Genomic DNA, 23,960 nt, shown 5'->3' with positions numbered 1-23,960 from the left:
GTCGGGTTCAGCGCGCTGTTGCTCGCACGGCGGCGCGCTGCTCCAGGTCGAACAGCTCGTACGCGTCGACGGGACAGTGGCTCATCCCGCCGTCGACGAAGACGAGCACCGCCTCCGCCGCGCCCGTAGCCGGCGGGGCACCGTGCGCGCAGTCCACCCGCGCGCCGTCCGTCACCAGGTGGCGCACCACGCCGTCGAGCGCCGCGCCCGAGGTGACGCCCATCAACTCGCGGATACGCTTGTCGCGGGTGTGCCCCACCACCTGTGTGAGCCCTGGGGGAAGTCTCCGAGGGTCGAAGCGTCGGCGCGGCGTTTGTCGCGTGCGCTCGGCGTCCTCCGGCTTCGTGCTGGGGCGCTGGTAGAAGATGCCCGTGCCCTCGCCTCGCGCGGCGTCGCCCGGCTGGTGCAGTCCGGGCACCTCTATGCGCCCCCGCGTCCATGCCTCCACCGCCGCGTCCATCGTCGCGTTGAGCGCGTGGGCGACAGCGTCCGCATCCGCGCGGCGCTCGCGAGGCAGGCCCGTCACGTCCAGGTCCTCGTGCGTGACGCCCGCGTGCAGCACCAGCAGCCCGGGGCCCGCGGCGTGCGCGGTGCGAAAGCGACGGACGCGCAGGAGGTGCTCCACCCAGGCTCGCTGGGCCCGCAGGAAATTGCCGAAGTCGCGGGCCACCAGCTCCGCCGTGGGGACATCGGGCCAGCGCTCCAGGAAGGCGCGCTCCCCGGCCTCGTCCGTCTGCCCCTTCTGGTAGACGCGGTCCGCTTCCGCCTGGGCGGTGGCGAAGCGGGCGTCGTCGAAGTCGGCCAGCTCTCCCACCCGGCCCAGGTCATGGTTGCCCAGAATCAGGACGACCTGGTCTGCGGGATGCGCGGCGAGCCACGCCACCAGCGCCAGCGCGCTGTTCGCCGCGTGCATGCGCTCCTCGGGACGGCCCCAGTCGAAGTGGTCTCCCACCGAGACGAGCTGCACGTCGGGCTTCAGCCAGCCGTCGGCGCCCAGGAGCCCGTGGTGGTCGAGGATGGCGAGGACCTTGTCGAAGTCCGCCTGCGGGTCACCCAGCGCGAGCCGTCGCCCGCGGGGAACTCCGTCCGCGGGCGCGGAGCGGGGACCTGCCTCCACCGCCTGTCGGGCATGAGCGTGGGCGGCCTGGAGGCGGGCGTCTGGGGAGTCGTTCACCCGCCCATTCTAGGGTCAGGACGTCTGGAAGAAGCGGGCGATGAGCGCCGAGCGGCTCTCCACGTGCGCCTTGGCCAGCAGGTGCGTGACGTGGACCTCCACGGTGCGCTCCGCGCAGCCCAGTCGGCCGGCGATGGACTTGTTCGTCTCGCCCTGGACGATGTGCGTGAGGACCTCGGACTCGCGCGCGGTGAGCGACCAGCGCGCGGCCAGGGCCTGCACGCGCGCGGCGGCGCTGGAGGCGGTGCCCGTGTCGATGGCCAGGTAGTGCGCGGGAAGGCCCGTGGTGCGCAGCGGCGTGAGCGTCAGCGGGCCCGAACAGGGGATGCCCTGCGCGCCCCGGCGAAGTTGCTCTATCAGCTCCGGCTCGCCGCGCTCCAGCCACACTCGGCCGGCGCTGTTGGCGTGCACCACCCGGCCACTGCCGCTGACCACCCAGGCGGCGCGCCCGAGCGCCTCCATCGCCACTTCCAGCGCGGTGGACATCAGCCCGGACTCGCGCAGCCGCGTCTCCATGTTCAGCCGCCGCTGCAACGCTGGCGTCAGGGCCTGGAGCACCCGCTGCTCGCGTTCGGTGAAGGGCTCCTCGCGCGCCAACCCCAGCCAGCCCAGGAGCGACGGCCCCTCGCAGACCAGGGTGCGCAGGAAGGCCATGCGCTCCATGCCCAGCTGCCGGTACACCGCGCCGGAGCGGGTGTTGACCCTGTCGCGCTGGGCGTCCAACTCCGCCTCATTCAATCCCAGACGCCGCGCCACCTCGTATGCGGGCTGGTCATGCAAGGGCATCTGCCGCGCCTCCGACTCCTGCAACGAGCGGAAGTGCAGCGCCCGGTTGCGCTGGGCCGGTGCGGGGCGGGCTGGATCATACCAACCCCAAAGACTCTCCCGGTCCGACAGGAAGGTCTCCAGCGCGTCGAAGACCACCTCGGGCTGTTGGGGAAAGCCCGAGCTGAAGGAATAACTGACATGGAAGCGGTCAGGCCCCACATCCACGCCATAGGCCACCGCGCGCTCCGCCTTGAGCGTGTCGCGCAGTGCGCCCAGGACCGTGGGGAGGGACTCCGAGCTCGGCTCCGCTTCTGCGAGCAGGGCTTCCAGGTCCGCCAGGATACGCTGTTCCTCGGAATTCAAACGAATCACGATATCCTGAGTATAGGCTGGCAATGAGTGGCTTCCACTATCCTACCAGGACGTCGAAGTTGTGAGTTGTTTAGCATTTATCGGCGACATGCCCTGAAGTCTGAGGCGTCCGGGTGGAAGCCGACATCAGGGCTTCCCCGCATGGATTTCGCGATGCGCACAGCGCGACAATGAGGTGCAGGCCCACCGGGGGGGAGGGCCTTTCGCGGTAGGTTTCATGTGAGCGCGCGCCGGGGATCGACAGTCGATGCCCGGCGCGTCGCCCTTGAACCCCGCGATTTCCCTCACATTGGCGCGAAGCCCGCGACGCACCCCTGGCGCGTCCGCTTCGCGCTTTGACGCACGGCGTTGGTCGCAAGGCCGCGAAACAACACCCGTCCGCGCCCGGCACGTCGCTGGCTATAAGATTCATGACAAATGAATTCCTACCGTGTGATTGCGCGGTGTCTGTCCATGCGCTCGTGACGAACGAGTGCTCATTCAGGGGGTGTCTGAGATGACGTTGAAGCACACCGGGAAGATTGCGTTGGGAATGGCCGTGCTGCTGGGTGTGACGGGCTGTCGGACACCGGGGGCGATGGGGAGTGGAGGGATGAGCGCGTCGGAGGGGTCTTCCGACGGTTCGGGCTCGGGCTCGGATGGATCCGGGTCGGATGGCTCGTCGGATGGATCCGGGGACTCGTCGAACGGGTCGGGGGACTCCAGCAAGTCGGAGGCGGGCTCCAGTGGGGATTCGAACCACAGCTCCGAAGAGGGGGGCTCCAGCGAGTCGCGCTCCAGCAAGCAGAGCGACACGGGGAGCAGCGAGTCGGAGAGTGGTGGGGAGGGGAAGGACTCGCGCTCGGAGACGAGCAACAGCGAGAACAACGACGGGCGCGTGGTGTCGGCGACGACGGTGGCGGCCACGGTGATTGGGTTGGGGGTGGTCATCTGGCGCGTCGTGGCGGCGGCCGAGCGGCGGCGTCGGGCTCCGCCACCCCCGGAGGAGGTGGGGCGCGCGGCGCAGGTGTACTTGCGCTCTCGGACGCATCAGCTTCGGGAGGACCTGGCGCTGGGGGCGGGGCCCACGGTGGAGGACCTGGCGTCGGCGGCGAGCATCCGTCGGGAGAACCTGGGGACCTTCGGGCGGCTCCTGCGAGCGAACCGGCAGGAGCTGCTGGCGATGGCGGACACGCGCACCCTGACGCCCGAGCGGGCGCTGGCCTGGTTGGCGAGGGTGGGTGAATTGGCGCGCGCGGATCCGCGGCTCGACGAGGACCGACGTGCCTTCCTCGCGGCGCATGGTGACGAGGAGGCGACGGCGGGGGTGATGGAGTGAGCCGCCGGGCGGCGTGGCTGCTGAGTCTCGCGTTCACGCTGCCCGCGTGGGCGGCACCCGTCGATGTCGGAGCGCCGCCAGACAGGGCGCATGAAGTTCCTCCGCGAGGTACGACGCTCCAGGTCGCGGCGGTGCCGAGATACAACGCGCATGCGCTGATGCGCGCGGAGGCCGCACCGCAAGGCGCCGCGACAGAGGCTGATGAGGGGCCGCGAGATGACGCGCAGGCCCCTTCGCCTCAAGGGCCGGTGCCAGAGGTCGCACCTTCGCCACGTGAAGGCGCGCACGCCCCGATGCGCGTCGAGGCCTCATCTCGGGCGCCAGAGGTCGCCCCTTCGCCACGTGAAGGCGCGCAGGCCCCGATGCGAGTCGAGGCTTCATCTCGAGCGCCAGAGGTCGACCCAGCGCCAGGTGAAGACGAGCAAGCGACGACGCAGGTCGAGGCTCCCACGCGCGGTGAGACGGAGCGCTCTCGCTCCTTGAAGGAACGCGTGCACGCCCTGGAGCGGGCCGGAGTCCTGCTGCGAGGCGCCGCCTCGGACGACGCGTTTCTGGTGCGTGAGGTGGAGGCGGGCCTGGGCGCCTTGCCTCCGGCGATGCGCCGCTTTCCGGGAGGCCCGCTGGAGTTCGTCCTCCACCCGGAGCCCGCGCCCCTGGGACTGGGTGACGGAACCGCCGCGCGTCCAGACTGGTCCGAGGAGCGAGCCCGCTTCCACCTCTACCGGTACGCACCGTCCACGGAGCGTCGCGCGACGTTGCGCCTGTCGCGCCTGACGGATGACGAGTCGGAGCAACTGTGGCGCCGCCGCGCCGTGGTGCACGCGGTGGTGCAGCGCTGGGACGACGCCTGGCAGTGGAGCCAGTCCGCGAACTGGCGTCGCCTGTCGGGATGGATGAAGCCCTTCGAGCGGCCGTTGGTCTGGAAGGAGAAGGCACGCCTGCACTACGCCGGGGCCTTCAGTCGCGAGCGGGGCCAGAGGAGCGCATCTCTCGACCTGGTGACCTTCGCCGAGGAGTTCTTCCTCCCCGTGGAGTCCCTGCGTGACGACGCGCTCTCCGTGGATGAGCAGGTGCGCTGTCAGGAGTTCTCCAAGTCGCGTGCCCTCGCGGAGGCGGTGGAGGCCACGGGCCTCGGCGCGCCGAGCTCGCGCGGAGCCTGTCCCGCCTTCGATGCCTGGGCGGAGCTCGACCTCCTGTCCCACGTGGAGGTCCTCCTGGTCGCGGCCACGGGACGCCAGCCCGAGTCCCTCTTCGGTCACCTGCTCTTGCGCCCGGTCTGGAGCGAGGGCGCTCAAGTGCGAGGCCCCTCCTTCGAGCGCGTCGTGCAACTCGTGGCGCTCACGGGAATGGAGCCCAGGGGCCTGGGCTACGTGGTGAAGGGGATGACGGGCAGCTACGACACCGTCTTCCTCACCGGGACGATGGGCGACCTCACGCACGAGTCGTTGGAGTTGGAGCAACGCACCATCCGCCGCTTCCGGCTGCGCCTCACTCGCGGCGAGGAGGAGCGGATGCTGGAGCGCATCTGGGAACTCGAGCGACGCGGGTACATGGGCTACTACTTCTTCACCGACAACTGCGCGAGCGCGCTCCTCTTCCTCCTCAATGGAGTCCTGGAGCACGGGCGACAGGTGCGTCCCCCCGGCTTGATGTGGGTCCTGCCCACCGCGACGCTCGACGTGCTGGCGAAGCTGGAGGTGCTGGGCAAGGAAGGCGCCGCCGGCCCCCTGCTGGAGCTCATCCCCGATGCCTTCGAGTCCACCGGAGACCGCGCCGTCCGCGCGGACGCCCTGCGCAGAGAGACCCTCGAATCCCTCACGGGCCAGGTCGATGCCTCCCCATTGTCGCGGCTGCTCCACCTGCACGCGCGCCTCCAGTCACCCGAACCCGACACGAGACACGAGGCCTACGGAGCGTTGCCGGAGACGGTGCGCGCGGTGCTCGACTCCGCATCGCCCCAGGTCCGGGCCTCCGTGCGCGAGACGCTGCACGCCTACGTCGCCCATGCGGTGCGAGTGGAGCGAGCGGCGTTGGACCGGTTGGAGGGAGAGCGATTGCGCATCGAACGCCAGCGGTTGCTCGCGGTGAAGACGCCCCTGAAGGGCTCCGCGGAGGCGGGAATCCGCGAGCGTCAGCGGGTCTTCGAGCGAGAAGACGCGCTCCAGCGGAAGCTGGCGGTGCTGGACCGCACGGCGCTGTTCCAGGAGGCGCTGGCCACGGCGCCCCGCCGTCCGCCGACGCCGAGGGAGCTGAAGGTCCTGGTCCGCGCCGAGCGCACCGAGGCCGCCTTCATCCGGGCCACCGAGGCCCAGGGTGAGCTGAATGACGGCGTGTTCGCGGACGTCGACGCGGTGGCCTTCCTGGGCGCGGACCGTCGTCGCAAGGTGGAGGCCGAGACCCGGTGGGCGGACACCGCGCTGCGCGAGTCGGGCGCGGCGCGCACGGTGGTGAGCGTGGGCATGGACTTCCCCGACGTGGGCGCGGCGCGGCCCGTGGTGAGCGTGCGCACCGCGGGAATGGCGGAGGCGTTGGGTGACTCGCGCCTGCATGGCTTCCAGTCGAGCAGCGAGCTGCGCGTCCTGGACGGTGAGCTCTCACTGGAGCCGCGCTGGGGCCCTCCGCGCGTGGTGTCCACGGACATGACGCTGGTGGGCTACCGCACCTTGCAGCGGGACTTGCCCCAGTTCCGCCAGTCCGCGTGGGACTCGCTCGGGTGGGGCGCGGAGGCCCGCGTGGCCTCGGACACGGCGCGGGCCATGCCCTACCGGGCCACCGTGCAGGCGGAGGCGCTGGTGGTGCTGGATGCGGGGGCGCGCTTCTCGCGCTTCACGGCGGTGGGCGTGGGAGGGCTCGCGCGGATGCACTGGAGCGAGCAGGCCCTGACACCGGCGGCGGGGCCTCGGCTGTCGCTGACGCACCGCACGGGCCTTCCGGGCTCCGGCGCCAACGCGGTGAGACTGGAAGCGGCCTATGCCCCCACGTGGCGGATGGGCGATGCCCGCCTCACGCACGAGGCGGGCGCCTGGCTCCAGGTGGAGTGGTTCCTGGGCCGCGCGGGGCCCTTCGGCGTGCTGCTCACTCCTCGCGCACAGGCTCGCTGGGAGGGCTCACTCGCTCCACGCGCACTTCGCGAGTCACGGTCTCCGTCGTCGTGGTTGTCCGGTACGTTGGACCGTCGGCTGGCACTGGGTCTGGAGTTGCGCTGAAGTCCTCCGTCAACAACTCGCTGGAGTAGGGGCCCGTGGCGGCGCCGATGAACGTGCCGATGACGAAGAGGGCCGTCCACCCCCAGAACCCCAGCCCGCCGAAGATGCGCAGCTGGTGGGGGCCGGCGAGGAAGGAGAAGAGCGCGATGAACGCCGGCAGCGCGATGGAGGTGACGAGGGCCGCGCCAAGCGCACGCCTCATCGTCCGTGCGTGGAACCCGCCGAACGCACCGGCAATCAGGCCGTTGAAGAACGGCACGAAGAAGACGACGAAGCCGGTGACGAGCATCGTCGCCACGCTGACGATGAAGCGGTTGTTCTTGAAGTAGAACTCCTCGTTTCTCATGCCGATGCCCGCGGGCAGCTCGGAGTAGCGGAGTTCGCGATGCACATCCCGCACATAGGGGGGCGGGTTGGTGGTTCTGTCGGAGCGAGTCAATTCGACCATGGCTTTCGAGCCTCCCAGGGGCGGGCGCGGCACCTCCGCCGCCGTCCTTCAGGTGTGGGGTCGGCGACAGACATGTGGAAGGGCCGCTCCCTCCAAGGGAGAGCGGGCCGCCCTGCGGACCCCTGGTGCTTGCCTGGGACAAGCCAGGGAAAACAGGCGGAGCCACCCGAGAGGGCGGACGCCGTGGGGCTTGGCGGCTCGCCGTCTGCGGCTATGCTGCCGCGCCCGTTAGTCCCCTCACGTCCGTACGGAATTCCCATGAGCCTCCGCCGAGCCCTGCTGACCATCGTCCTGACCTCCACCTCGCTGCTGACGGCCTGTGCCCTGCGGCCGACCTACAAGGAGCTGGTGGCGCCGCCGAACGCCGCCAACATCACTCCCGGGCAGATGGTGGCGCTGCGCGTGGTGGACGGCTCCGGCAAGCCCGTGGAAGGGGCCCGGGTCCGCGCGGGCGAGGGCCGCACGCGCCTGAACGTCCTCAGCGACGCGGATGGTCTGGTGAAGCTGGAGGCGAACGAGGCGCTGCTGAAGGAGAACCCGTTGGTGGAGGTCGTGCTGCCCAAGGGCGTGACGTCGTACCGCCTGCAGCTTGCGCCCTCGGGTGAGGCGCCCGCCACTCTGGAGACCGCGCCCCAGGCGCCCGCCGCTCCGGAGCCGGCTCCCGCGACGGAGACCCCGGCCACCGACGCGCCCGCCACCACCCCGGAGGCCGCGCCGAGCCCCGTGCAGCAGCCGTCCGCGACGCCCGGCACCTGAGTCGAGCCCTCCGCGCGAGGCTCAGCCGAGCTTCGCGTGGAGGAAGTCCACGGTGCGCTTCCACGCCAGGCGCGCATCCTCGGGCGAGTGGACCTCCGGCCGCGTGTCGTTGAAGAACGCGTGGCTGGCGTCGTAGCGGTGAATCTCGGCGGGCACGCGGGCGGCCTTCAGCTTCTGCTCCAGCGCGTCCACGCGGTCCGGGGTGCACCAGTCGTCGTTCTTCGCGAAGTGGCCCAGCACCGGCGCGCGGATGCGCGTGACGTCCACGGCCTCCGGAGGAATCCCGTAGAAGGGGACCACGGCGTCGAGCCCCGGGTCATTGACTCCGGCCAGCAGCGTCAGCGCGCCGCCCATGCAGAAGCCGAGGACGGCGACCTTGGTGCCCGCTCCCCCGCGTTCGCGCAGCGCATCCGTGGCGGCGCGCAGCTCCGCGCTGGCCTGCCCCCAATCCATTTGCGTCAGCAGCCTGTCCGCCTCCGCCGCGTCCTTCGTCGTGCGGCCGTGGTAGAGGTCCACCGCGAACACGGTGAAGCCCTCCTTCGCGAGCCGGTCGGAGACGCCCTGGATGTGAGCGTTGAGGCCCCACCACTCGTGGACGAGGACCACCGCGCCCTGGGTTCCCGGGGCAGGGGCCTCGCTCAGATGGCCCGCCAGTGCCTGGCCCTGCTTGCCTGTCAGCCTTGCCTGCCCTGCCATGCGTGCACCCCTTGAGTGATGGAGAAAGCGGCGTAGCTTAATCTCGGGGCTTCGCGGTGCCTCGCGTCGTGGAGGCGGGAATGTCGAAGGCGTTCACGAAGGAAGACTCGGGTGGGGACGAGGCGCTGGTACCGCCGCGCCCGCGGTCCGCTTCGGGAGACAAGCGCTACATCACTCCAGAGGGCTACCGCGCGCTGCAGGAGGAGCTGGCGTCCACGCAGGGGCCCGACTCCGGCTCACGAGAGCTGACGCCGCTGGAGGCCGGGGTTCGGCGACAGGAGCGCGAGCGACGTGCGCGGCACCTCGCGGCGACGCTGGAGGAGGTGCGCGTGGTGGAGCCGGACCCGGCGCAGGCGGGCCGTGTCTTCTTCGGCGCGTGGGTGGAGCTGGAGGACGAGGAGGGCGAGCGGGTGCGTTACCGCATCGTCGGCCTGGATGAAGCGGACGTGAAGGCGGGGCGGCTCAGCGTGGAGTCTCCGCTGGCGCGGGCGCTGCTGGGAAAGGAAGTGGGGGAGTCCGTGCAGGTGGAGCGGCCCCGGGGCGCGGTGGAATACACGGTGGTCGCCGTGGACTATGGTGCACCGCCGTTTCCGACACCCCTGTCCGTGTGAGTTCCCGACATGCGAAGCCTCCTGGCGGTCCTGGCCGTGGTTCCCTCGCTGGCCCTGGCGCAGTCCAAGGATTTTGAGAAGGTGCCGGTGACGAGCAGTCCCGTCGCGGGCAACGTGCACATGCTGGTGGGCGCGGGCGGCAACATCGGCGTCTCGGTGGGGCCGGATGGATTGCTCATCGTCGATGACCAGTTCGAGCCCCTGGCGCCCAAGATTCACAAGGCCTTGGACAAGCTGAGCAAGGCGAAGATTGCCTATGTGCTGAACACGCACTGGCACGGCGACCACACGGGCGGCAACGCCATCTTCGGCCGCGAGGGTCGCATCGTGGCGCATCGCGAAGTGCGCACGCGCCTGGTCGTCGGACAGGACAGGGGGGAGCGCGGAGTCGTCCCTCCGGCGAAGAAGGAAGCGCTGCCGGTCATCACCTACGACACGGGCATGTCGCTGTACTTCAACGGCGAGGAGATTCGCCTGACGCACCTGCCGGCGGGCCATACGGATGGCGACACGCTGGTGCACTTCACGGGCTCCAACGTGGTGCACACCGGCGACCAGTTCTTCGTGGACGCCTTCCCGTACATCGATGTGAGCAGTGGCGGCTCGGTGGATGGGTACGTGCGCAACGTGGAGAAGCTGCTCCAGACGCTCCCGGCGGACGTGAAAATCATTCCGGGCCACGGGCCGCTGACGGACAAGGCGGGCCTGGAGCGCTTCGTGGCGGCGCTGCGCGAGTCGGTGGCCCTGGTGCGCACGAAGAAGGACGCCGGCAAGACGCTGGAGCAGGTGAAGACGGAGAGCCTGCCCGAGCACCTCAAGTCCTTCGGTATGGGCTACATCAAGACGGACGTGTGGCTGGAGACGGTGTTCCAGGGCCTGGAGAAGGGCGCGGCGAAGGCGGCGGACACCCAGTAGTCAGCGCTTCGTCGCGATGACGGTGGCCAGTGGTGTGAAGGGCTCGGGGAGGATGCCGTCGCGAACCTCGACGGTGAACCCCTGGGCCTCCAGCAGGGCCCGCGCGCGAGGCACCAGGAACGTCAGGTAGTACATGACGAAGGGTGGCTTCCAGAGCGCGTTGCGCACGCGCATGGCGGCGTTGAAGCCCTTGGCCACCCAGTAGCCGGGACGCAGCCGCGACGGTGGATGGCCGGTGACGAAGAGGAACCTGCCTCCGGGGCGCAGGGCGCGATGGATGCCTTGCACCAGCCGGGACTCGTCCTCTTCGAGGATGTGGCCGAACGCGCCGAAGCAGGTGACGACGTCGAACTCCGCCTCGAAGGTCATCGCCAGCGCGTCACCCCGGACGAACTGGAAGGCGGAGGTGCCGGGGGCGCCGGAGAGGCGACGGTCGGCCTCCTCGAGCATGCCCTGGCTCACGTCGATGCCGACGACGCGCTCCCGGGCGAGGGGCCGCAACAGGCGCATGGCGGCGCCGGTGCCGCAGCACACGTCCAGGGCGGAGTCGACGGAGCCGGCCGGGCCCAGGGCGTCGATGGCGGCCTGGACGACCGGGTCGGGCGTGCGGAAGGGCGTGTAGTCGAACTTGGGGGCCAGCAGGTCGTAGCCGTGTTCGACGGAGGTCATGGCCTGCTCGGCCAGCTCGAGGAGGGTGGGCCCTTGGCGGTGGAACATGGTGCCACCGGGTGTACCGCACCCGGAGGCTCGCCAGGACTGCTTCTCGCTGCCCATGTGTGCCATCAACGCTCTCGGGCAGGGCCTGCTCGATTCCCGAGGAGCGGTGGTAATAGGCTGCCCGCTCATGCGCCGTGCAGCCGTCGTCGCCTTCCTGGCGCTCTCCTCAGTGGCCTGTCGTGACGAGCGGCTCGTGCCGTCGCTTCCCGCGGGCTTTCACGTCGACACGTATGCGCAGCGCTCGGCCCCGGCGGTGGATGTGCTGTGGGTGGTGGATGATTCGGCGTCGATGGCGCCACGTCAGGAGTCGCTCGCGCGCAACTTCCAGGCGTTCATCTCGCTGTTTCGGGAAGGGCGCGTCGACTACCGGATGGGCGTGGCGACGACGGATGTCTTCACGCGGCCGGGGGCGCTGGTGGGGACGCCACGCATCCTGAGTCCGGACACGCCGGAGCTGGAGCAGGCCTTCGCGAACAGCGTGCGAGTGGGCACCCAGGGCAGCGCCTACGAGGCGGGCCTGGAGGCGGCGAACCTGGTGTTGGCGCAGGTATCCGAAGAGAACGCGCCGGTGCTGGAGGCTCGCGCGGCTTGTGTGTCGCGTTGCTCCACGCAGACCTGTCGCGAGGGCTGCGCGACGGAGCACTTCGTGGACTTCCTGCGTCCGGAGGCGTGGCTCTACCTGGCGTTCGTGACGGATGAGGATGACCGTTCGCCACATGACGTGCGCATGTACTGGCGCGCATTCGAGCAGGCGAAGGGGTTGGGGAATGACGGGACGGTGGTGGCCTCGGCCATCATCGGGGACGTGCCCTCGAATGGCTGTGGCGCGGAGCCAGGGAGTCGCTACGCGGAGCTGGTGACGCTGATGGGCGGCGAGCTGGGAAGCATCTGTGACCAGGACTTCGCGCGAGCGCTGCGCGCGCTGGCGACGAGCGCGGTGGGCTTGCGGCGAACGTTCGCGCTGGAGCGAGTCCCTCGCGCGGACTCATTGCGAGTCCGTGTGCGGTATCCCTGTGAAGCCACGGAGGATGCGCTGAGCGCCTGTGCCTCGGTGGACCGTGAGGGTTGCGCGAGTCAGTCGGCGGAGGCGCTGGAGGCCGTTTGCACGCCCAGGGCCGGAGCCGTGGACGGCTGGGTGTACCAGCCCGAGCGGAGGGCTGTGTTCTTCGCGGGGGACTCGGTGCCGGGGCTCGGGTCGCGAGTGGAGCTGGAGTATGTGGAGGAGGACGCGTCGTGAGGAAGGGGGCGGCTCGCGGAGGGTGGTGGCTCGTGGTGGGCTGCTTGCTGGCGGGAGGCTGTGGGAAGGACGCGCCCTCGCTGTCGGTGGTGCCTCGCTGGGTGGCGCCCGGGTCCACGCTCGACTTTGGAGCGGTGCCCGCGTTGAACGAGCGCGCGGTGTCCCTGCCCCTGGTGAACGCGGGGCGTGCGCCGCTGCGCGTGGTGGGGGTCTCGGTGCGAGAGGCGGACAGTCCGTTCCGAATCGTCTCCGCGCCGGAGGAGGTTCCCGCGCAGGCGGAGGCTCCCGTGTTGCTGGCCTTCGTCCCACCGCGCGAGTCTCCGTACACGGCGACCCTGGAGCTGCACACGGATGACCCGAGTCGTCCGTCTCTCGAGGTGAGCCTGCTGGGTGAGGGGCGCACAGCGGCGATGTTGGAGTTGGACACGGAGCGGCTCGACTTCGGACGCGTCGCGGAAGGTGATGCCGTGGTGCGCTCCTTCAAGGTGCGCGCGCTGGGAAACGCGCCGCTGGTGCTGGAGTCCCTCACGCTTGCTGGCGCATCTGCCTTCCAGCTCGTGGGCTCCACGAAGACTCCGGCGGTGTTGGACGTGTCGACCGAGGTGGAGCTGTCGGTGCGATACGCGGTGCCTCTGGGAGCGACGGCGGAAGCGGCGAGTGGAGGGCTCTTGCTGCGGACCACGGACCCGGACCGGCGAGAAGCACGCGTGTCACTGCATGGAGGAGTGAACCTGGCTCCGGTGCCGGTGGTGAGCCCGGTGGGGGACAGCGTCCCGGGTGCGGAGGTGGTGTTGGATGGCACGGCCTCGATGGACCCGGATGGGGATGGGCCGCTCGCGTACGAGTGGGTGCTGAAGGAGCGACCAGTCGGCGCGCGAGCCCAGGTGGTGGAGCCGGGTGCGGCGCGCACGGTGCTGCGGTTGGACCCGGTGGTGCCGGGAGCGTACGAGGTGGAGCTGGCGGTGATGGATGCGGCGGGTGCGCGAAGTCCGCGTCCCGCGAGCGCGCGTGTCGTCGCGGTGCCCGCGCAGCGGTTGTTGGTGGATGTGTCGTGGAACCACGCGGAGACGGACCTGGACCTGCATGTGTCACGGGGCGTGGACGCGGTGCCAGGCTCCGTGGACGACTGTCACTACGCGAATCCGCGTCCTGACTGGGGTGTGCCCGGCCTCGCGGAGGACCCGGAGTTGTTGAGGGACCGGCTGACGGGCTACGGCCCGGAGGTGTTCGGCTACGAGCTCCCGGCGTCCGGGACGTACCGTGTGGCGGTGGTGCTCGCGCGCGCGAATGGAGTGGTGGACCCGCGCAGCGAGGCGACGGTGCGCGTGTATGACCGAGGCGTGCTGAAGGGCGAGTTCCGTCACACCCTGTCGAGCCAGGGTGAGGTGTGGACGGTGGCGGACGTGCAGTGGCCCTCGGGCGTGGTCACGGAGGTCCCGTGACGATGCGGTGGTGGCTCCTCGCGATGGTGTGCTGTGTGCTGGCCTGCTCCAAGGAGCCAGTGCCGACTGTCCCGGATGCCGGACCGAGCCCCACGTCCTGTGCGAAGCGCGAGGACTGCGAGGGAGGACAGGTCTGCACGCTCGCGGGTGTCTGCGACGCCTGTGTGTCGAGCGGTCAGTGTCGGCTCAAGGAACGCTGTGACGCCGAGGTGAGCGCCTGTGTCCTCCGCGAAGGCTGGGGCACGGACTGCTCGACGAACGCTGATTGTGCGCTCGGGCAGTGGTGCAAGCAGGGGCTCTGCCTCGCGAGGACAGGAGTGGCGCTCTGTCCCTCGGGAGAGGGAGATGCGTGTCCCTCCGGGGAGCGATGCAATGGGGCCACGCTCGTCTGCGAGGAGGACCTGGGGTGTGTCGAGGACGCGGACTGTGGTGCCGAAGAGCGCTGCAATTCGGGGCTGCACGCGTGCGTGGCTCGCTGCATCGAGACGGCTTCATGCGGAGTAGGTGAGCACTGCGCGGACGGCCTCTGCGTCCAGTGTGACGAGGACACGGACTGCGCGGTGGGCTTCGTGTGCGACGCGGCGGGACGGTGCTCGTCGACGCCGCGTTGCTACTCGGACCGGGACTGCGAGGTGCCTCGGGTGTGCCATCTGGCGAGCGGAGCGTGCCTGCCCAGGCCGCCGCCGTGTGGCTCGGATGATGACTGCTCGGTGGACCAGCGCTGTGACCTGGGGACTGGAACCTGTGGCCCCAGGGCGTGTCAGCCGGATGCGCTGGAGCCCAACGACGCGGTGACCACGGCGTTTCCCGTGAGCGCGAGTCGCTATGTGAAGCTGACGCTGTGCCCGGACGATGTGGACCACTACTCGCTCACCCTGGAGCGAGGAGACCAGCTCGGTGTGAATGTGGAAGCGGAGGTGTTCGCGGAGCCGGTGTTCTCCACGGCCCTCCAGGACGCGAGGGGCCGGGTGCTCGCGACGGGACGTTTCCGCATGTCGCACGTCGTGGCGGAGCGAGGCGTCTACACCGTGCGCATCGCCTCGCGCGACGCGCTGCCACGCGCCTACGACGTGGGCTTCTTCCTCGCGAGAGGCACCCCCTGTGATGACGATATCCACGAACCCAATGACACCGTCGAAACGGCCACGGCGTTGCCGGAGGCGCTGTCGTTGGACGGGATGCTCTGCCCGGGAGAGCAGGACCACGTTCGCTTCACGGTGCCTTCGTCCCAGGGTGTGAAGGTGTCGCTGTCCGGCTACGCAGCGGACCGTGGCTTGCTGCGCCTGTGCGTATTGGGAGAAAGCGGGGGCGCGGAGCTGGGCTGCTCGGACGATGTGGAGGGAGCCACGGTGTCGCTGCCAGCGTCGGCGGTGGCGGGCCAGCGGCTCATCGCGAGAGTCGTGGGCGACGACGCGCGCACGACGAATGGTTACACGCTCCAGGTGGAGTGGCTCCCATGAGTGGTTCCTCCCGGCCCGAAGGCGCGAATCACCTGGAGAAACCTCGGCGTGGGTTCGTGCTGTGTCTGTTGGTCCTTGGCCTCGCGGCCTGCGAAGGCTCGTCGCGACCACCCGGTGACCCGCCGGATGCGGGTGCACGTGATGCGGGTGTGGAGGACGCAGGCAGCACGGATGCGGGGGCGCGGACCGACGCCGGCACCTCGGCTGCGCCCCTCATTCACTCGTCACTGCCCACGCGAGGCGAGAGTGGCGGCGGTACCTGGATGACGTTGAAGGGCCGTGGCTTCGTGGATGGCGTGGCCACGACGCCCTCGGAAGCAGCGCTTCTCACGGAGGTGTGGGTCGGCTCGCGCGTGGTTCGCGACTTTCAGCTCATCGACGACACCACACTCGACCTGCGCACGCCTCCGGGGGTCGAAGGCACGGCGGACCTCTCGGTGAAGAACCCGAACGGGACGACGCTCTGCACGGCGTGTTTCACGTACTTCGACATCTTCGACTTCCGCGCCGTCTCACCTGCGGAAGGCACACAGTCGGGCGGCGACACCGCGACGCTGATGGGCGCGGGCTTCCCCTCTGGCCCGGGGCTCCAGGTTCTCTTCGGCGATATGCAGAGTCCCTCTGTCACGCGGGTCTCCTCCTCGGAGTTGAGAGTCGTCGTTCCTCGGAACTCCACGGTCGGCCTTGTCGACGTGCGGGTGCAGGGACATGGCGTGGGAGACGTGCTGCGACGCGCGTACCGCTACGTCGAGGACACCCGTGTCACCAATATCGAACCGCTCACGGGGACGATGTTTGGAGGCACACCCGTCGTCTTCACGGGGCAGGGCTTCGAGGGTACGAGGGAGGTCTTCTTCGGAGAGACGCCCGTTCCCTCCTTCGAGGTGGAATCACCGACGCGCCTCGTGGTGACCTCGCCATGGCACATGGACATAGAGGCAGTCCCCGTGCGCATCGTCACCCCGCGCGGCTCCTGGACGGTGCGCCAGGGATTCACGTACGCGGACAGTCCACATGGCACCCTGTTCGGCGTGCTGGGAGTCTTTCCTCGTGTGGGGACGCGAGAGGACGGCACGGTGACGCTGACGGGGCTGGCATTCGATCTTCCAGACATCTCGGTCACCTTCGATGAAACCCCCGTCCAGATTGTCGCGGCGACCCCGACCACGCTCACGGTCCGCGTTCCCCCGCGAGGTGCACTTCCGCGCACAGTCCCCGTGACGGTCAGCCTGTCTTCGCTGCGCAGTCACCTCCCAGGGGGCTACACCTATCGCCTCGCACTCACGCGAGTGACACCTGGAGCGGGGACCTCGGGAGGTGGAACCCAGGCCCTCCTTGAAGGAGACGCACTGCCTCCGGATGCCGTGGTGCGAGTCGGCGCGCTCCAAGCTCCAGGGGTGACAGTGCAGGGCACGACAGAGCTCCGCTTCACCATGCCCCCAGGTGGCGCGGGTGCACACGCGCTTCATGTCTCCTCAGCGAGCGACCCGGAGAATGAAGCATTGCTGCCGAACGCCTTCACCTACGAACCCTCGCTCGTTCTCGCCCAGGTGGAGCCCGCGCGCGGCGCCATCGCGGGAGGCTCCCGAGTGACGGTGCGAGGGACCGGCTTCGTCGATGGCGTCCAAGTCACCTTCGGCGGCGAGCCCGCGAGCGACGTGCACGTGGAGGACACCCACACCCTTACGTGTCGAACCCCCGCGTCGCGAAGCCAGGGGCCCGTGGAGGTGGCCGTCATCCACGGCTCCGCGCGCTCGGCGCTCCCCGAGTCCTTCACGTACTTCGACCCGCGAGGCCCGGGAGGTCTCTCGGGAGCGCTGCTCACGGGCACGCTGGACGTCACGGTGCTCGACACGTCCTCGGGCGCCTATGGTCAGCCTGTCGTGGGCGCGAAGGTCCTGCTCGGCACGGACTCGACACCGCTCCTCCAGGGCGAGACGGACGCTCGCGGTCAGCTCACGCTGTCGGACTCTCGGATGGTGGGGGCGCAGGTGGCCACGGTCTTCAAGCCGGGACACGACGCGGTGACGGTGGCGGGCATCCGCTCGGAGAACCTGACGGTGTACCTGCGCCGTCTCGACAGCGAAGGCAACCCGGGCAATCCACCCGTGCCCGCGAGTGCTCGAATCACGGGCCGGGTGCGAGGCTTCAAGCCGCCCAGGCCGCTCCAGCCCGGCGAGGTGTTGGAGGCCCGCGTCTTCGTGGCGCAGCCGAGCCCCGCGTCGGGTCCTCCGTTCGTGGGGCCAGCAGACCGGCGCGCGGAGACGTGGCGCATTCGCGAAGAGGGCGGAGCCTTTCTCGTGCAGGCACAGCCCGGTCTGCGCGCGGTATACGCGGTGCTCGGCGTGCTGAAGGACGAGGTCGACTTCGAGCCATATCTGCTCGGTGTGCGTCGCGGCATCGCGGCGTCGGGCACGCGGGTGTCCGAGGGACAGGATGTGGTGTTCGACGTGCACCTCGACGTCGCCGCGCCGCTCTCGGTCGCGGGCCCCATCATCATCGCGGGCGAGGAAGCCCTGCATCAGGTCTACGCATGGCTGGACCTGGGCGCGGAGGGACTGGTGCCTCATCCCCACAACTGGGGCACGGGCTCGCGTCTCTTCTCCTCCGTCGAAGGGCCGGGCCCGCTGCTCACGTTCCCACAGCTCCCTCGCGTGGACGGAGCGAGCCTGCTCTTCCTCGACCTGCTTCGGGGCACCACGGCCTATCCTCAGAGCCTGCTGTATCACCGTCAGCCTGGAGCCCTGGATGCGGGCGTGACGCTCCCGCCGATGCTCCCGCTCCCTCTCTTCACCGAGCCCGCGAGGGATGCCCGATTCACGGGAGCGGTGGCCTGGACTCCGTCATTCTCCGGAGTCACATCGGACGTGCAACTCCTGACCCTCTCCGCACCCGGCACGACAGGCGGCATCCGCTGGACCGCAGTGCTTCCGGGAGGCCAGGCATGGGTGACTCTCCCGGAGGCCGCGCTCCAGACACTGCGCGCCGACCTTCCCGAAGGCGCACGCCTCCGCGCGGACCTCTCCCTCGCGCGAGTCCCTCGCTTCGAGTATTCGCAGTGGACCTACGACACGCTGTCCACCGCGACCTGGACGGCGTACGTCCTGGGGCGCTCGGAGGTCTTCGACCCGTGACGCGCCGCTGGCCCCAACTCGCCGTGACGTTGCTGCTCCTCCTCGTCGCCTGTCGCGGTGATGCTCCCGTGGAGGACGCGAGTTGTCGCGTGGACGCGGACTGCGGCACGCCGTCGGAGGCGTATCGCTGTGACGCGCGGACCAACGCCTGTCGGTGTCGCATGGATGGCGCCTGCGCGCCGGGAGAGCTGTGCAACGAAGCGGGCTTCTGCCAGGACCGCGCGGGCTGCGAGTCGAACGCGGACTGTGGAGAGGACTCGCTCTTCTGCGACACGAGCACGGGCACCTGCCTGACGCGGGGACGCTGCGCCACGGACCTGCATTGCCCGTTGGGCGAAGTCTGCGACACCGCGCGGACCACGTGCGTGGAAGGTTGTCGGTCGTCCGGAGACTGCGCGGGCACGGCCTGTCGCTGCGGTGATGCACCGTGCCTCTGCGACGCCACCACGCCGGAAGGGCGCGCCGCCTGTGCCCTGGGAGTCTGCGACGCGACCTTCTGCGCGGACACGCGTGACTGTGCCTTCGGCGAGTCCTGCGGCACGACGGCGGGCGAGGACGCGGGGACGTGCCTCAGCGACTTCGACCCGGTGCGACGTCCCTACTGCGCGAGCTGCACCTACGGTGGTGGCCTCCAGGTCTGCGGGCGCGGCGCGAACTTCTGTCTGCGCGAGACGGCGAGCCCGGGGAGCGCCTTCTGCGGCGCGGATTGCTCGGAGGGACAGCGCTGTCCCCATGGCTACCAGTGCTCGGACGTGGTGGTGGTCGCCAGTCGTGCGCGCTGTCGCTCGGATGCGGAGTGCGCGCCGTCGCCCTCGCTGCCGTGCCGTGAGGACGCGCACTGCGGGCGCGGCGGGCGCTGCGTGAAGCAGGACGGACAGCCCGAGGGCGCGTGCGCGGGACGTTGCTTCATCGCCGAAGGCGACGTGGAGGGCTTCTGCTCGTGCCAGCAGGACACCGACTGCGTGCAGGACGCCTGCAGCCAGGGCACGTGCACGGTGAGTCGTCGCGCGTGCGTCGGTGATGCGGACTGCCGGCCCATCCGCTGCGTGGAACATGAAGGCGCGGGAGGCTGTCTCGTGGGGCGCAACTGCGCGCCCGAGGAGGGCCTCACCTGCGCGGAGGTCGCCCCCCGTTTCGCTCGGTAAGCCCCTGCTTTTCCAGGGGGTTGGTGCCATGCCTACATCAGTGCCGAAGGTCCGCGAGAACGGGGCGAGTGCCCGGCGGTGAATGTTCTGGAGGGTGCCCCGTCAGTAGTTGCAACACGACGGAGGACGGACACCATGGCTTTCAAGACTGCTCTCACCACCCTGGCTCTCGGCACCCTGTTTCTTGGTTCCTCGACGGCACTGGCGGCGGACGGCAGCGTTCGCGACTGGGCTTCTCAGCAGGCCCGCCGCGGCGATGACCGGAACCATGACCGGAACGACAACCGCGGCCACCGCCCGGACCGCTACGAGGCGCATGTCCACAACGGCGGCTGCCACCACGCTCCGGCGCCCCGTCCTCCGGCCCGCGCTCAGGGCCGCTACGAGATGCAGACGGTGAGCCGCTGGGTCGAGGGCCGCTACGAGAAGGTGTGGGTGCCCCAGGTGTGCCAGGAGCGTCGTGGTCGTCATCACCACGTCTCCCGCTGCTCGGGCGGCTTCTATGAGAACCGCTGGGTGGAAGGCCGCTACGAGCAGTCCACCGAGTGGGTCTGGGTGTCCTACGAGCGCAACAACGGCGGCTGGAGCTCCAACCGTGTGCACGCGGCCAGCTATCACCCGTAATTTTCGCTGAAGAGGCTGGGGGTCGAGGGGCGGTGCCGGATACGGGGGTATCCGGCATCGCCCTTCGTGTTTCAGGTCCCCGGTGCCTTTTTCGCGTGCGGCCTGTTAGTCAGTGCGCCGCACATGGGTACCGCCTTCATCACCGGAGCAGGAATCCGCGTCGGACGCGCGGTGGCGAAAGCCCTGGCGCGCGCCGGCTATGACCTGGCGCTGCATGCCCACCGCTCCCTCGACGCGCTGGCCTCGCTGGCGGACGAGCTTCGCGCCGAGGGCCGCCGCGTCACCCTCCATGCCGCCGACCTGAGCCAGCCCGACGCCGTCGACGCCCTGGCCGCGAGCGTGCGCGAGGCCTGGCCCGCGCTGGACGTGGTGGTCCACAACGCGGGGCTCTACGAGCGGGTCGACTTCGCGGACATCTCGCGCGAGCAATACCGCACCATGCTCGCCGTCAACCTGGACGCGCCCTTCTTCCTCACCCAGGCGCTGTTGCCCGCGCTGCGCGCCGGCAAGGACCCGCTGGTGGTGCACGTGGGCGACATCGCGGGCGAGCGTCCGGAGAGCCACTTCGCGCACTACTCGGTGAGCAAGGCGGGGCTGTTGATGTTGACGCGCGCGCTGGCGGTGGAGCTGGCGCCGCACGTGCGCGTCAATGCCGTATCGCCCGGGGTGGCCGCGTTCCCGGAGAGCTTCGACGCCGCCGCGCGCGAGCAGGTGCTGCGACACATTCCCATGGGGCGCGAGGGCAGCGTGGAGGACGTGGCGCGCGCCATCGTCTTCCTCGCGCGCGAAGCCCCCTATGTCACCGGACAGGTCATCGCCGTCGATGGCGGCAGGAGCGCGAGACTATGAGCGCGGAGCTGGCTTTCCACCCGCCCGTCGTCAATGACAGCAAGGGCCGTCCGCTGGACGTCATCGAGCTGCGGGGGCTCACGGTGGACTGCATCGTGGGCGTGTACAACCGCGAGCGGGTCTCCGCGCAGCCGCTCCGCCTGGACGTGGCCCTCTTCCTGGACACGCGCAACGCGGCGACGGGCGGCAGGCTGGCGCACACGGTGAACTACGGGCGACTGGCCGGAGAGCTGCGCTTCCTCCTGGAGGCGTGCCGCTTCGAATTGCTGGAGTCCGCCGTCGAGGCCGTGAGTCGCTACCTCCTCGCCCCGCCCACCGTGGACGTGCCGCGCGCGCAGGTGCACGCGGCCACCGTGCGCGTCATCAAGCCCATGGCGCTGGGTGGGCTCGCGGTTCCCTCGCTCCAGGTGCATCGCACGGCGGAGGAGATGGGCTATGCCTCGGAGGAGCGCTCCTTCGGCCGCATGGACATCATCCACGAGGGCGCGGGCTACGGCGTGTATCGGCTGCGCGTGAAGCCGGGAGGCACCGTTCCCGCCAGCTCGAACGCGAGCATGGAGGAGAGCGAGCTGGTGCTGGGGCCCGGTTTGATGGCGCAGGGCCATCCCGTAGAGCGGGGCATGGCGTTCCACTGGCCCCGGGGCTTTCCGCGTCGCTACGACAACCCCACCGAGCAGGAGCAGACGGTGCTGACGGTGTATCGGCCCCGCTTCATGGAGCCGGAGGCGAAGGCGGTGGAGCCGAGCGCCCCCGCGTCCGTGCTCCTGTCCATCACCGGCACGTCCTATTACCCCCATGACGAGCCCGCAGCGCCCGGCTTGTCCGCCGACAAGCAGCCCTGAGCCCCAGGCACACTCCCAGTAGGGGGGACTGTTTCCCGGGCCACGAGGCACGGTATGACGCGACCTCGGAGCCCAGGGGAAACGACGGCATGAACCTCGACAGACGGATGCAGCTCTTCGTGGTGCTGGCGGCGGTGTTCATCACGTCGCTGGTGGTGGGAGACCTCATCGGCGTGAAGCTGTTCGAGGTCAACCTGGGCTTCGTGGTGGCGGTCATGTCCATTGGCATGCTGCCGTTCCCGGTGACGTTCCTGCTCACCGACATCCTCAACGAGTTCTACGGCAAGAAGGCCGCCCGCTTCGTCACGTGGGTGGGCTTCGGCATGGCCATCTTCGCCTTCACGGTGATTGCAATCGCGGTGGAGGTGCCCTTCGCTCCGCTGACGCGCGCGCCGGACTTCACGGGGACGGTCGAGGGCTCGTTCAACAACGTCTTCAGTGGCTCGCAGCGCATCCTGATGGCGTCGATGATCGCCTATCTGGTGGGCCAGTTCTGCGACATCTCCATCTTCAACCTGCTCAAGCGCGTCACGAACAACAAGATGCTGTGGCTGCGCGCGACGGGCTCCACGCTGGTCTCCCAGCTCATCGACACCACGGTGGTGCAGTTCGTCGCGTGGACGGGCGTGCTGCCCACCGCGGTCATCTTCAACATCATCGCCACGTCGTACATCGTGAAGCTGCTCATCGCGGTGGGCCTGACGCCGTTCGTCTACCTGGGCCACACGCTGGTGGAGCGCAAGCTGGGCATCAAGCCCGTGGTGCTGGGCGCGGATGGTGAACCGCTCCCCGAGTCCCCGACGGGTGTCGCTGTTCCGGCCGAGTCGCGCGCCGCCTGAGCAGCGCTACGGCACCAGGCGTTGGAGGAAGACGTCCGCGTCGTCGGAGGTGAAGGGCTCCTCGCCGCCCAGCGCGCGAGTGCCGGAGAACACCCCCGTGCCCAGCAGGTCTCCGCCCGACAGGAAGGTGATGTCCCGCAGGCGGAGGCTCTCGTCGCAGGGTTGGGTGACGTAGGGCGTCTGCCACGACAGCTCACCCAGGGGTGACAGCCGCGCCAGCTCCGAGCCGCAGCCGTGCCTCCAGAGCACCGCCGCGCCGCCGCCCTCATCAGCCGCGAGGCGCGCTCCCTGGGGCTCGCCCGTGGTGGGAGTGGCCAGCGCGTGTCCCCACAGCGGTCGCCCCGCCGCATCGGCCGCGAGCACGAGGGTCGCACGCGAGCAGCTCTCCGTGGCACAGGTCGGCTTCAGTACGGTGCCTCCCCAGTGGAGCGTGCCCTGGAAGTCACCCGCGAGCCTCAGACCGCCATCGGCCGCGAAAATCACCTGGGTGAAGGACGGCGCGGAGGGCCCCACCTCCAGCTCCCAGTACACCTCGCCGACGGGAGACAGCCGGGCGATGAACCCGATGCTCTCCACGGGCGACAGCGGACGTTGTCCCGCCAGCACCGCGCCACCATCCGAGTCCAGCGCGACGGCGGACGCGGAGGCGAGCGCGGGCATCTCCTGGGACCAGCGCGCCGTGCCCCGGGTGTCGTAGCGCGTCACCAGTCGGCCGTGTGCCACCAGGACTTCGCCCTCGATGTCCGGAGTCAGCGCCTTCACCGTGCCCGTCGCGCGCGCCCACCGAGGCGTGCCATCCGAGGCCAGCTTCGCCACGAAGTGGCTGTCGGTGATGAGTGTCTCTCCGAGGCGCAGCCGGCCCTCCAGCTTGCCCGCGATGAACAGCTCGCCCTCGGAAGAGACGGCGAGGAGCTGCGCGTGGGCTTGGGCCGTTCCACTCTCGGAGGGCTCGGGCACGAAGCTCCGCGTCCACAGCACCTGTCCCGCACCATCATGGTGGGTGAGGGTGAGTGCGGTGCCGCTGGTGTCCGTCGAGGACGCATCGGGTGTACTCGTCGGCCGGGTGCTTCCGAGCAGCACACTGCCGCCCAGGCCGTCCGAGGCCACGGCCACCGCGTCCTGAAGTCCCACGGTGCGCGAGTGAACAGTCCACCGCGCGTCCCCCGGCTCCAGCGTCGGAGGCGTGGGGGGGTGGGGCGTGGTGCCCGGGTCTTCTTCCTCGGGGAGAGGGTCCTCCGTGGACGCGCCGCTCCCGCCACAGCCGAGTGCTGTCCACACGCCCAGCACCAGCCCCGCAGCGCCTGACCGCCACCGTCCCATGTTCATTCTCCGCGAGTCCGCTCACCCTCCGGCCGGAGGCGAAGCTGGGGTGTGGTGCTCCCGGAGGCAAGGCCCGCGTCGAGGACT

The 23,960-nt window shown here is 69.9% G+C and carries 19 protein-coding genes; 14 read left to right on the top strand and 5 right to left on the bottom strand.

The annotated features are described in order from the left end of the window. Positions 1–7: 7 nt before the first annotated feature. The gene (locus tag G4D83_RS09165) at positions 8–1,174 is read right to left on the bottom strand and encodes a metallophosphoesterase (RefSeq protein WP_163864291.1); all 1,167 of its coding nucleotides are present in this window, start codon (positions 1,172–1,174) and stop codon (positions 8–10) included. A gap of 15 nt (positions 1,175–1,189) precedes the next feature. Continuing rightward, positions 1,190–2,314 carry a response regulator transcription factor gene (locus tag G4D83_RS09160; RefSeq protein ID WP_163864290.1) on the bottom strand — a complete coding sequence of 375 codons (1,125 nt, stop codon included), beginning with the start codon at positions 2,312–2,314 and terminating at the stop codon, positions 1,190–1,192. A 496-nt stretch (positions 2,315–2,810) separates the two neighbouring features. Here G4D83_RS09160 and G4D83_RS46780 point away from each other — a divergent pair, with 496 nt between their 5' ends. The 3 genes from G4D83_RS46780 to G4D83_RS09140 all read left to right on the top strand — a co-directional run bounded on the left by G4D83_RS46780 (position 2,811) and on the right by G4D83_RS09140 (position 8,042). Continuing rightward, the gene (locus tag G4D83_RS46780) at positions 2,811–3,632 is read left to right on the top strand and encodes a hypothetical protein (RefSeq protein WP_275902357.1); all 822 of its coding nucleotides are present in this window, start codon (positions 2,811–2,813) and stop codon (positions 3,630–3,632) included. Positions 3,633–4,111: 479 nt separating this feature from the next. Continuing rightward, positions 4,112–6,838, top strand: a complete 2,727-nt coding sequence (locus tag G4D83_RS09145; protein WP_240356224.1) for an Lnb N-terminal periplasmic domain-containing protein — start codon at positions 4,112–4,114, stop codon at positions 6,836–6,838. Positions 6,839–7,544: 706 nt separating this feature from the next. Next, a complete protein-coding gene (locus tag G4D83_RS09140; protein WP_163864288.1) occupies positions 7,545–8,042 on the top strand; it encodes a YajG family lipoprotein in 498 nt (165 codons plus the stop codon). Positions 8,043–8,063: 21 nt separating this feature from the next. On the opposite strand, the gene G4D83_RS09135 is transcribed toward G4D83_RS09140, so the two are convergent. After that, a complete protein-coding gene (locus tag G4D83_RS09135; RefSeq protein WP_163864287.1) occupies positions 8,064–8,738 on the bottom strand; it encodes a dienelactone hydrolase family protein in 675 nt (224 codons plus the stop codon). Between the two features lie 80 nt (positions 8,739–8,818). On the opposite strand from G4D83_RS09135, the gene G4D83_RS09130 reads away from it, so the two are divergent. Further along, complete coding sequence (locus tag G4D83_RS09130; RefSeq protein WP_163864286.1) at positions 8,819–9,349, top strand: GreA/GreB family elongation factor; 531 nt, start codon at positions 8,819–8,821, stop codon at positions 9,347–9,349. Positions 9,350–9,358: 9 nt separating this feature from the next. Beyond that, a complete protein-coding gene (locus tag G4D83_RS09125) occupies positions 9,359–10,264 on the top strand; it encodes an MBL fold metallo-hydrolase (protein WP_163864285.1) in 906 nt (301 codons plus the stop codon). On the opposite strand, the gene G4D83_RS09120 is transcribed toward G4D83_RS09125, so the two are convergent. After that, a complete protein-coding gene (locus G4D83_RS09120; RefSeq protein ID WP_163864284.1) occupies positions 10,265–10,981 on the bottom strand; it encodes a class I SAM-dependent methyltransferase in 717 nt (238 codons plus the stop codon). Positions 10,982–11,108: 127 nt separating this feature from the next. On the opposite strand from G4D83_RS09120, the gene G4D83_RS09115 reads away from it, so the two are divergent. The 9 genes from G4D83_RS09115 to G4D83_RS09075 all read left to right on the top strand — a co-directional run bounded on the left by G4D83_RS09115 (position 11,109) and on the right by G4D83_RS09075 (position 22,553). Next, positions 11,109–12,218, top strand: coding sequence for a vWA domain-containing protein (locus G4D83_RS09115; RefSeq protein ID WP_163864283.1), 1,110 nt, complete (start codon positions 11,109–11,111; stop codon positions 12,216–12,218). Then, on the top strand, positions 12,215–13,660 hold the full coding sequence (locus tag G4D83_RS09110) for a choice-of-anchor D domain-containing protein (protein WP_163864282.1): 1,446 nt from the start codon (positions 12,215–12,217) through the stop codon (positions 13,658–13,660). The genes G4D83_RS09115 and G4D83_RS09110 overlap by 4 nt, the downstream gene beginning before the upstream one ends. A 2-nt stretch (positions 13,661–13,662) precedes the next feature. Then, the gene (locus tag G4D83_RS09105) at positions 13,663–15,120 is read left to right on the top strand and encodes a hypothetical protein (RefSeq protein ID WP_163864281.1); all 1,458 of its coding nucleotides are present in this window, start codon (positions 13,663–13,665) and stop codon (positions 15,118–15,120) included. Continuing rightward, a complete protein-coding gene (locus G4D83_RS09100; protein ID WP_163864280.1) occupies positions 15,117–18,254 on the top strand; it encodes an IPT/TIG domain-containing protein in 3,138 nt (1,045 codons plus the stop codon). The genes G4D83_RS09105 and G4D83_RS09100 overlap by 4 nt, the downstream gene beginning before the upstream one ends. Then, positions 18,251–19,399: a hypothetical protein gene (locus tag G4D83_RS09095; RefSeq protein ID WP_163864279.1), complete on the top strand. Its 1,149-nt coding sequence runs from the start codon at positions 18,251–18,253 to the stop codon at positions 19,397–19,399. The genes G4D83_RS09100 and G4D83_RS09095 overlap by 4 nt, the downstream gene beginning before the upstream one ends. 135 nt (positions 19,400–19,534) lie before the next feature. Beyond that, the gene (locus tag G4D83_RS09090; RefSeq protein ID WP_163864278.1) at positions 19,535–20,023 is read left to right on the top strand and encodes a hypothetical protein; all 489 of its coding nucleotides are present in this window, start codon (positions 19,535–19,537) and stop codon (positions 20,021–20,023) included. A 123-nt stretch (positions 20,024–20,146) separates the two neighbouring features. After that, positions 20,147–20,872: an SDR family NAD(P)-dependent oxidoreductase gene (locus G4D83_RS09085; RefSeq protein WP_163864277.1), complete on the top strand. Its 726-nt coding sequence runs from the start codon at positions 20,147–20,149 to the stop codon at positions 20,870–20,872. Next, entirely contained in the window at positions 20,869–21,714 is an 846-nt protein-coding gene (locus tag G4D83_RS09080; protein ID WP_163864276.1) for a dihydroneopterin aldolase, read from the top strand. The genes G4D83_RS09085 and G4D83_RS09080 overlap by 4 nt, the downstream gene beginning before the upstream one ends. An 89-nt stretch (positions 21,715–21,803) precedes the next feature. Then, the gene (locus G4D83_RS09075; RefSeq protein ID WP_163864275.1) at positions 21,804–22,553 is read left to right on the top strand and encodes a queuosine precursor transporter; all 750 of its coding nucleotides are present in this window, start codon (positions 21,804–21,806) and stop codon (positions 22,551–22,553) included. 6 nt (positions 22,554–22,559) lie between these two features. Here the strand turns inward: G4D83_RS09075 and G4D83_RS09070 are convergent, their stop codons facing one another. Beyond that, positions 22,560–23,873 (bottom strand): hypothetical protein, encoded by a 1,314-nt coding sequence (locus G4D83_RS09070; protein ID WP_163864274.1) that lies wholly within the window; start codon positions 23,871–23,873, stop codon positions 22,560–22,562. Between the last annotated feature and the right edge of the window lie 87 nt (positions 23,874–23,960).

It is taken from the genome of Myxococcus eversor (genome assembly GCF_010894455.1).
Classification (GTDB): Bacteria; Myxococcota; Myxococcia; order Myxococcales; family Myxococcaceae; genus Myxococcus; species Myxococcus eversor.
This window is presented reverse-complemented; position numbering and strand designations above follow the sequence as displayed.

What these genes read in the sequence shown, in the direction of transcription:
- G4D83_RS09120 (WP_163864284.1), bottom strand. Translation starts at nt 10,981, where the DNA reads ATGTTCCACCGCCAAGGGCCCACCCTCCTCGAGCTGGCCGAGCAGGCC.
- G4D83_RS09105 (WP_163864281.1), top strand. Translation starts at nt 13,663, where the DNA reads ATGCGGTGGTGGCTCCTCGCGATGGTGTGCTGTGTGCTGGCCTGCTCC.
- G4D83_RS09140 (WP_163864288.1), top strand. Translation starts at nt 7,545, where the DNA reads ATGAGCCTCCGCCGAGCCCTGCTGACCATCGTCCTGACCTCCACCTCG.
- G4D83_RS09070 (WP_163864274.1), bottom strand. Translation starts at nt 23,873, where the DNA reads ATGGGACGGTGGCGGTCAGGCGCTGCGGGGCTGGTGCTGGGCGTGTGG.
- G4D83_RS09090 (WP_163864278.1), top strand. Translation starts at nt 19,535, where the DNA reads ATGGCTTTCAAGACTGCTCTCACCACCCTGGCTCTCGGCACCCTGTTT.
- G4D83_RS09075 (WP_163864275.1), top strand. Translation starts at nt 21,804, where the DNA reads ATGAACCTCGACAGACGGATGCAGCTCTTCGTGGTGCTGGCGGCGGTG.
- G4D83_RS09085 (WP_163864277.1), top strand. Translation starts at nt 20,147, where the DNA reads ATGGGTACCGCCTTCATCACCGGAGCAGGAATCCGCGTCGGACGCGCG.
- G4D83_RS09080 (WP_163864276.1), top strand. Translation starts at nt 20,869, where the DNA reads ATGAGCGCGGAGCTGGCTTTCCACCCGCCCGTCGTCAATGACAGCAAG.
- G4D83_RS09115 (WP_163864283.1), top strand. Translation starts at nt 11,109, where the DNA reads ATGCGCCGTGCAGCCGTCGTCGCCTTCCTGGCGCTCTCCTCAGTGGCC.
- G4D83_RS09130 (WP_163864286.1), top strand. Translation starts at nt 8,819, where the DNA reads ATGTCGAAGGCGTTCACGAAGGAAGACTCGGGTGGGGACGAGGCGCTG.
- G4D83_RS09125 (WP_163864285.1), top strand. Translation starts at nt 9,359, where the DNA reads ATGCGAAGCCTCCTGGCGGTCCTGGCCGTGGTTCCCTCGCTGGCCCTG.
- G4D83_RS09100 (WP_163864280.1), top strand. Translation starts at nt 15,117, where the DNA reads ATGAGTGGTTCCTCCCGGCCCGAAGGCGCGAATCACCTGGAGAAACCT.
- G4D83_RS46780 (WP_275902357.1), top strand. Translation starts at nt 2,811, where the DNA reads ATGACGTTGAAGCACACCGGGAAGATTGCGTTGGGAATGGCCGTGCTG.
- G4D83_RS09135 (WP_163864287.1), bottom strand. Translation starts at nt 8,738, where the DNA reads ATGGCAGGGCAGGCAAGGCTGACAGGCAAGCAGGGCCAGGCACTGGCG.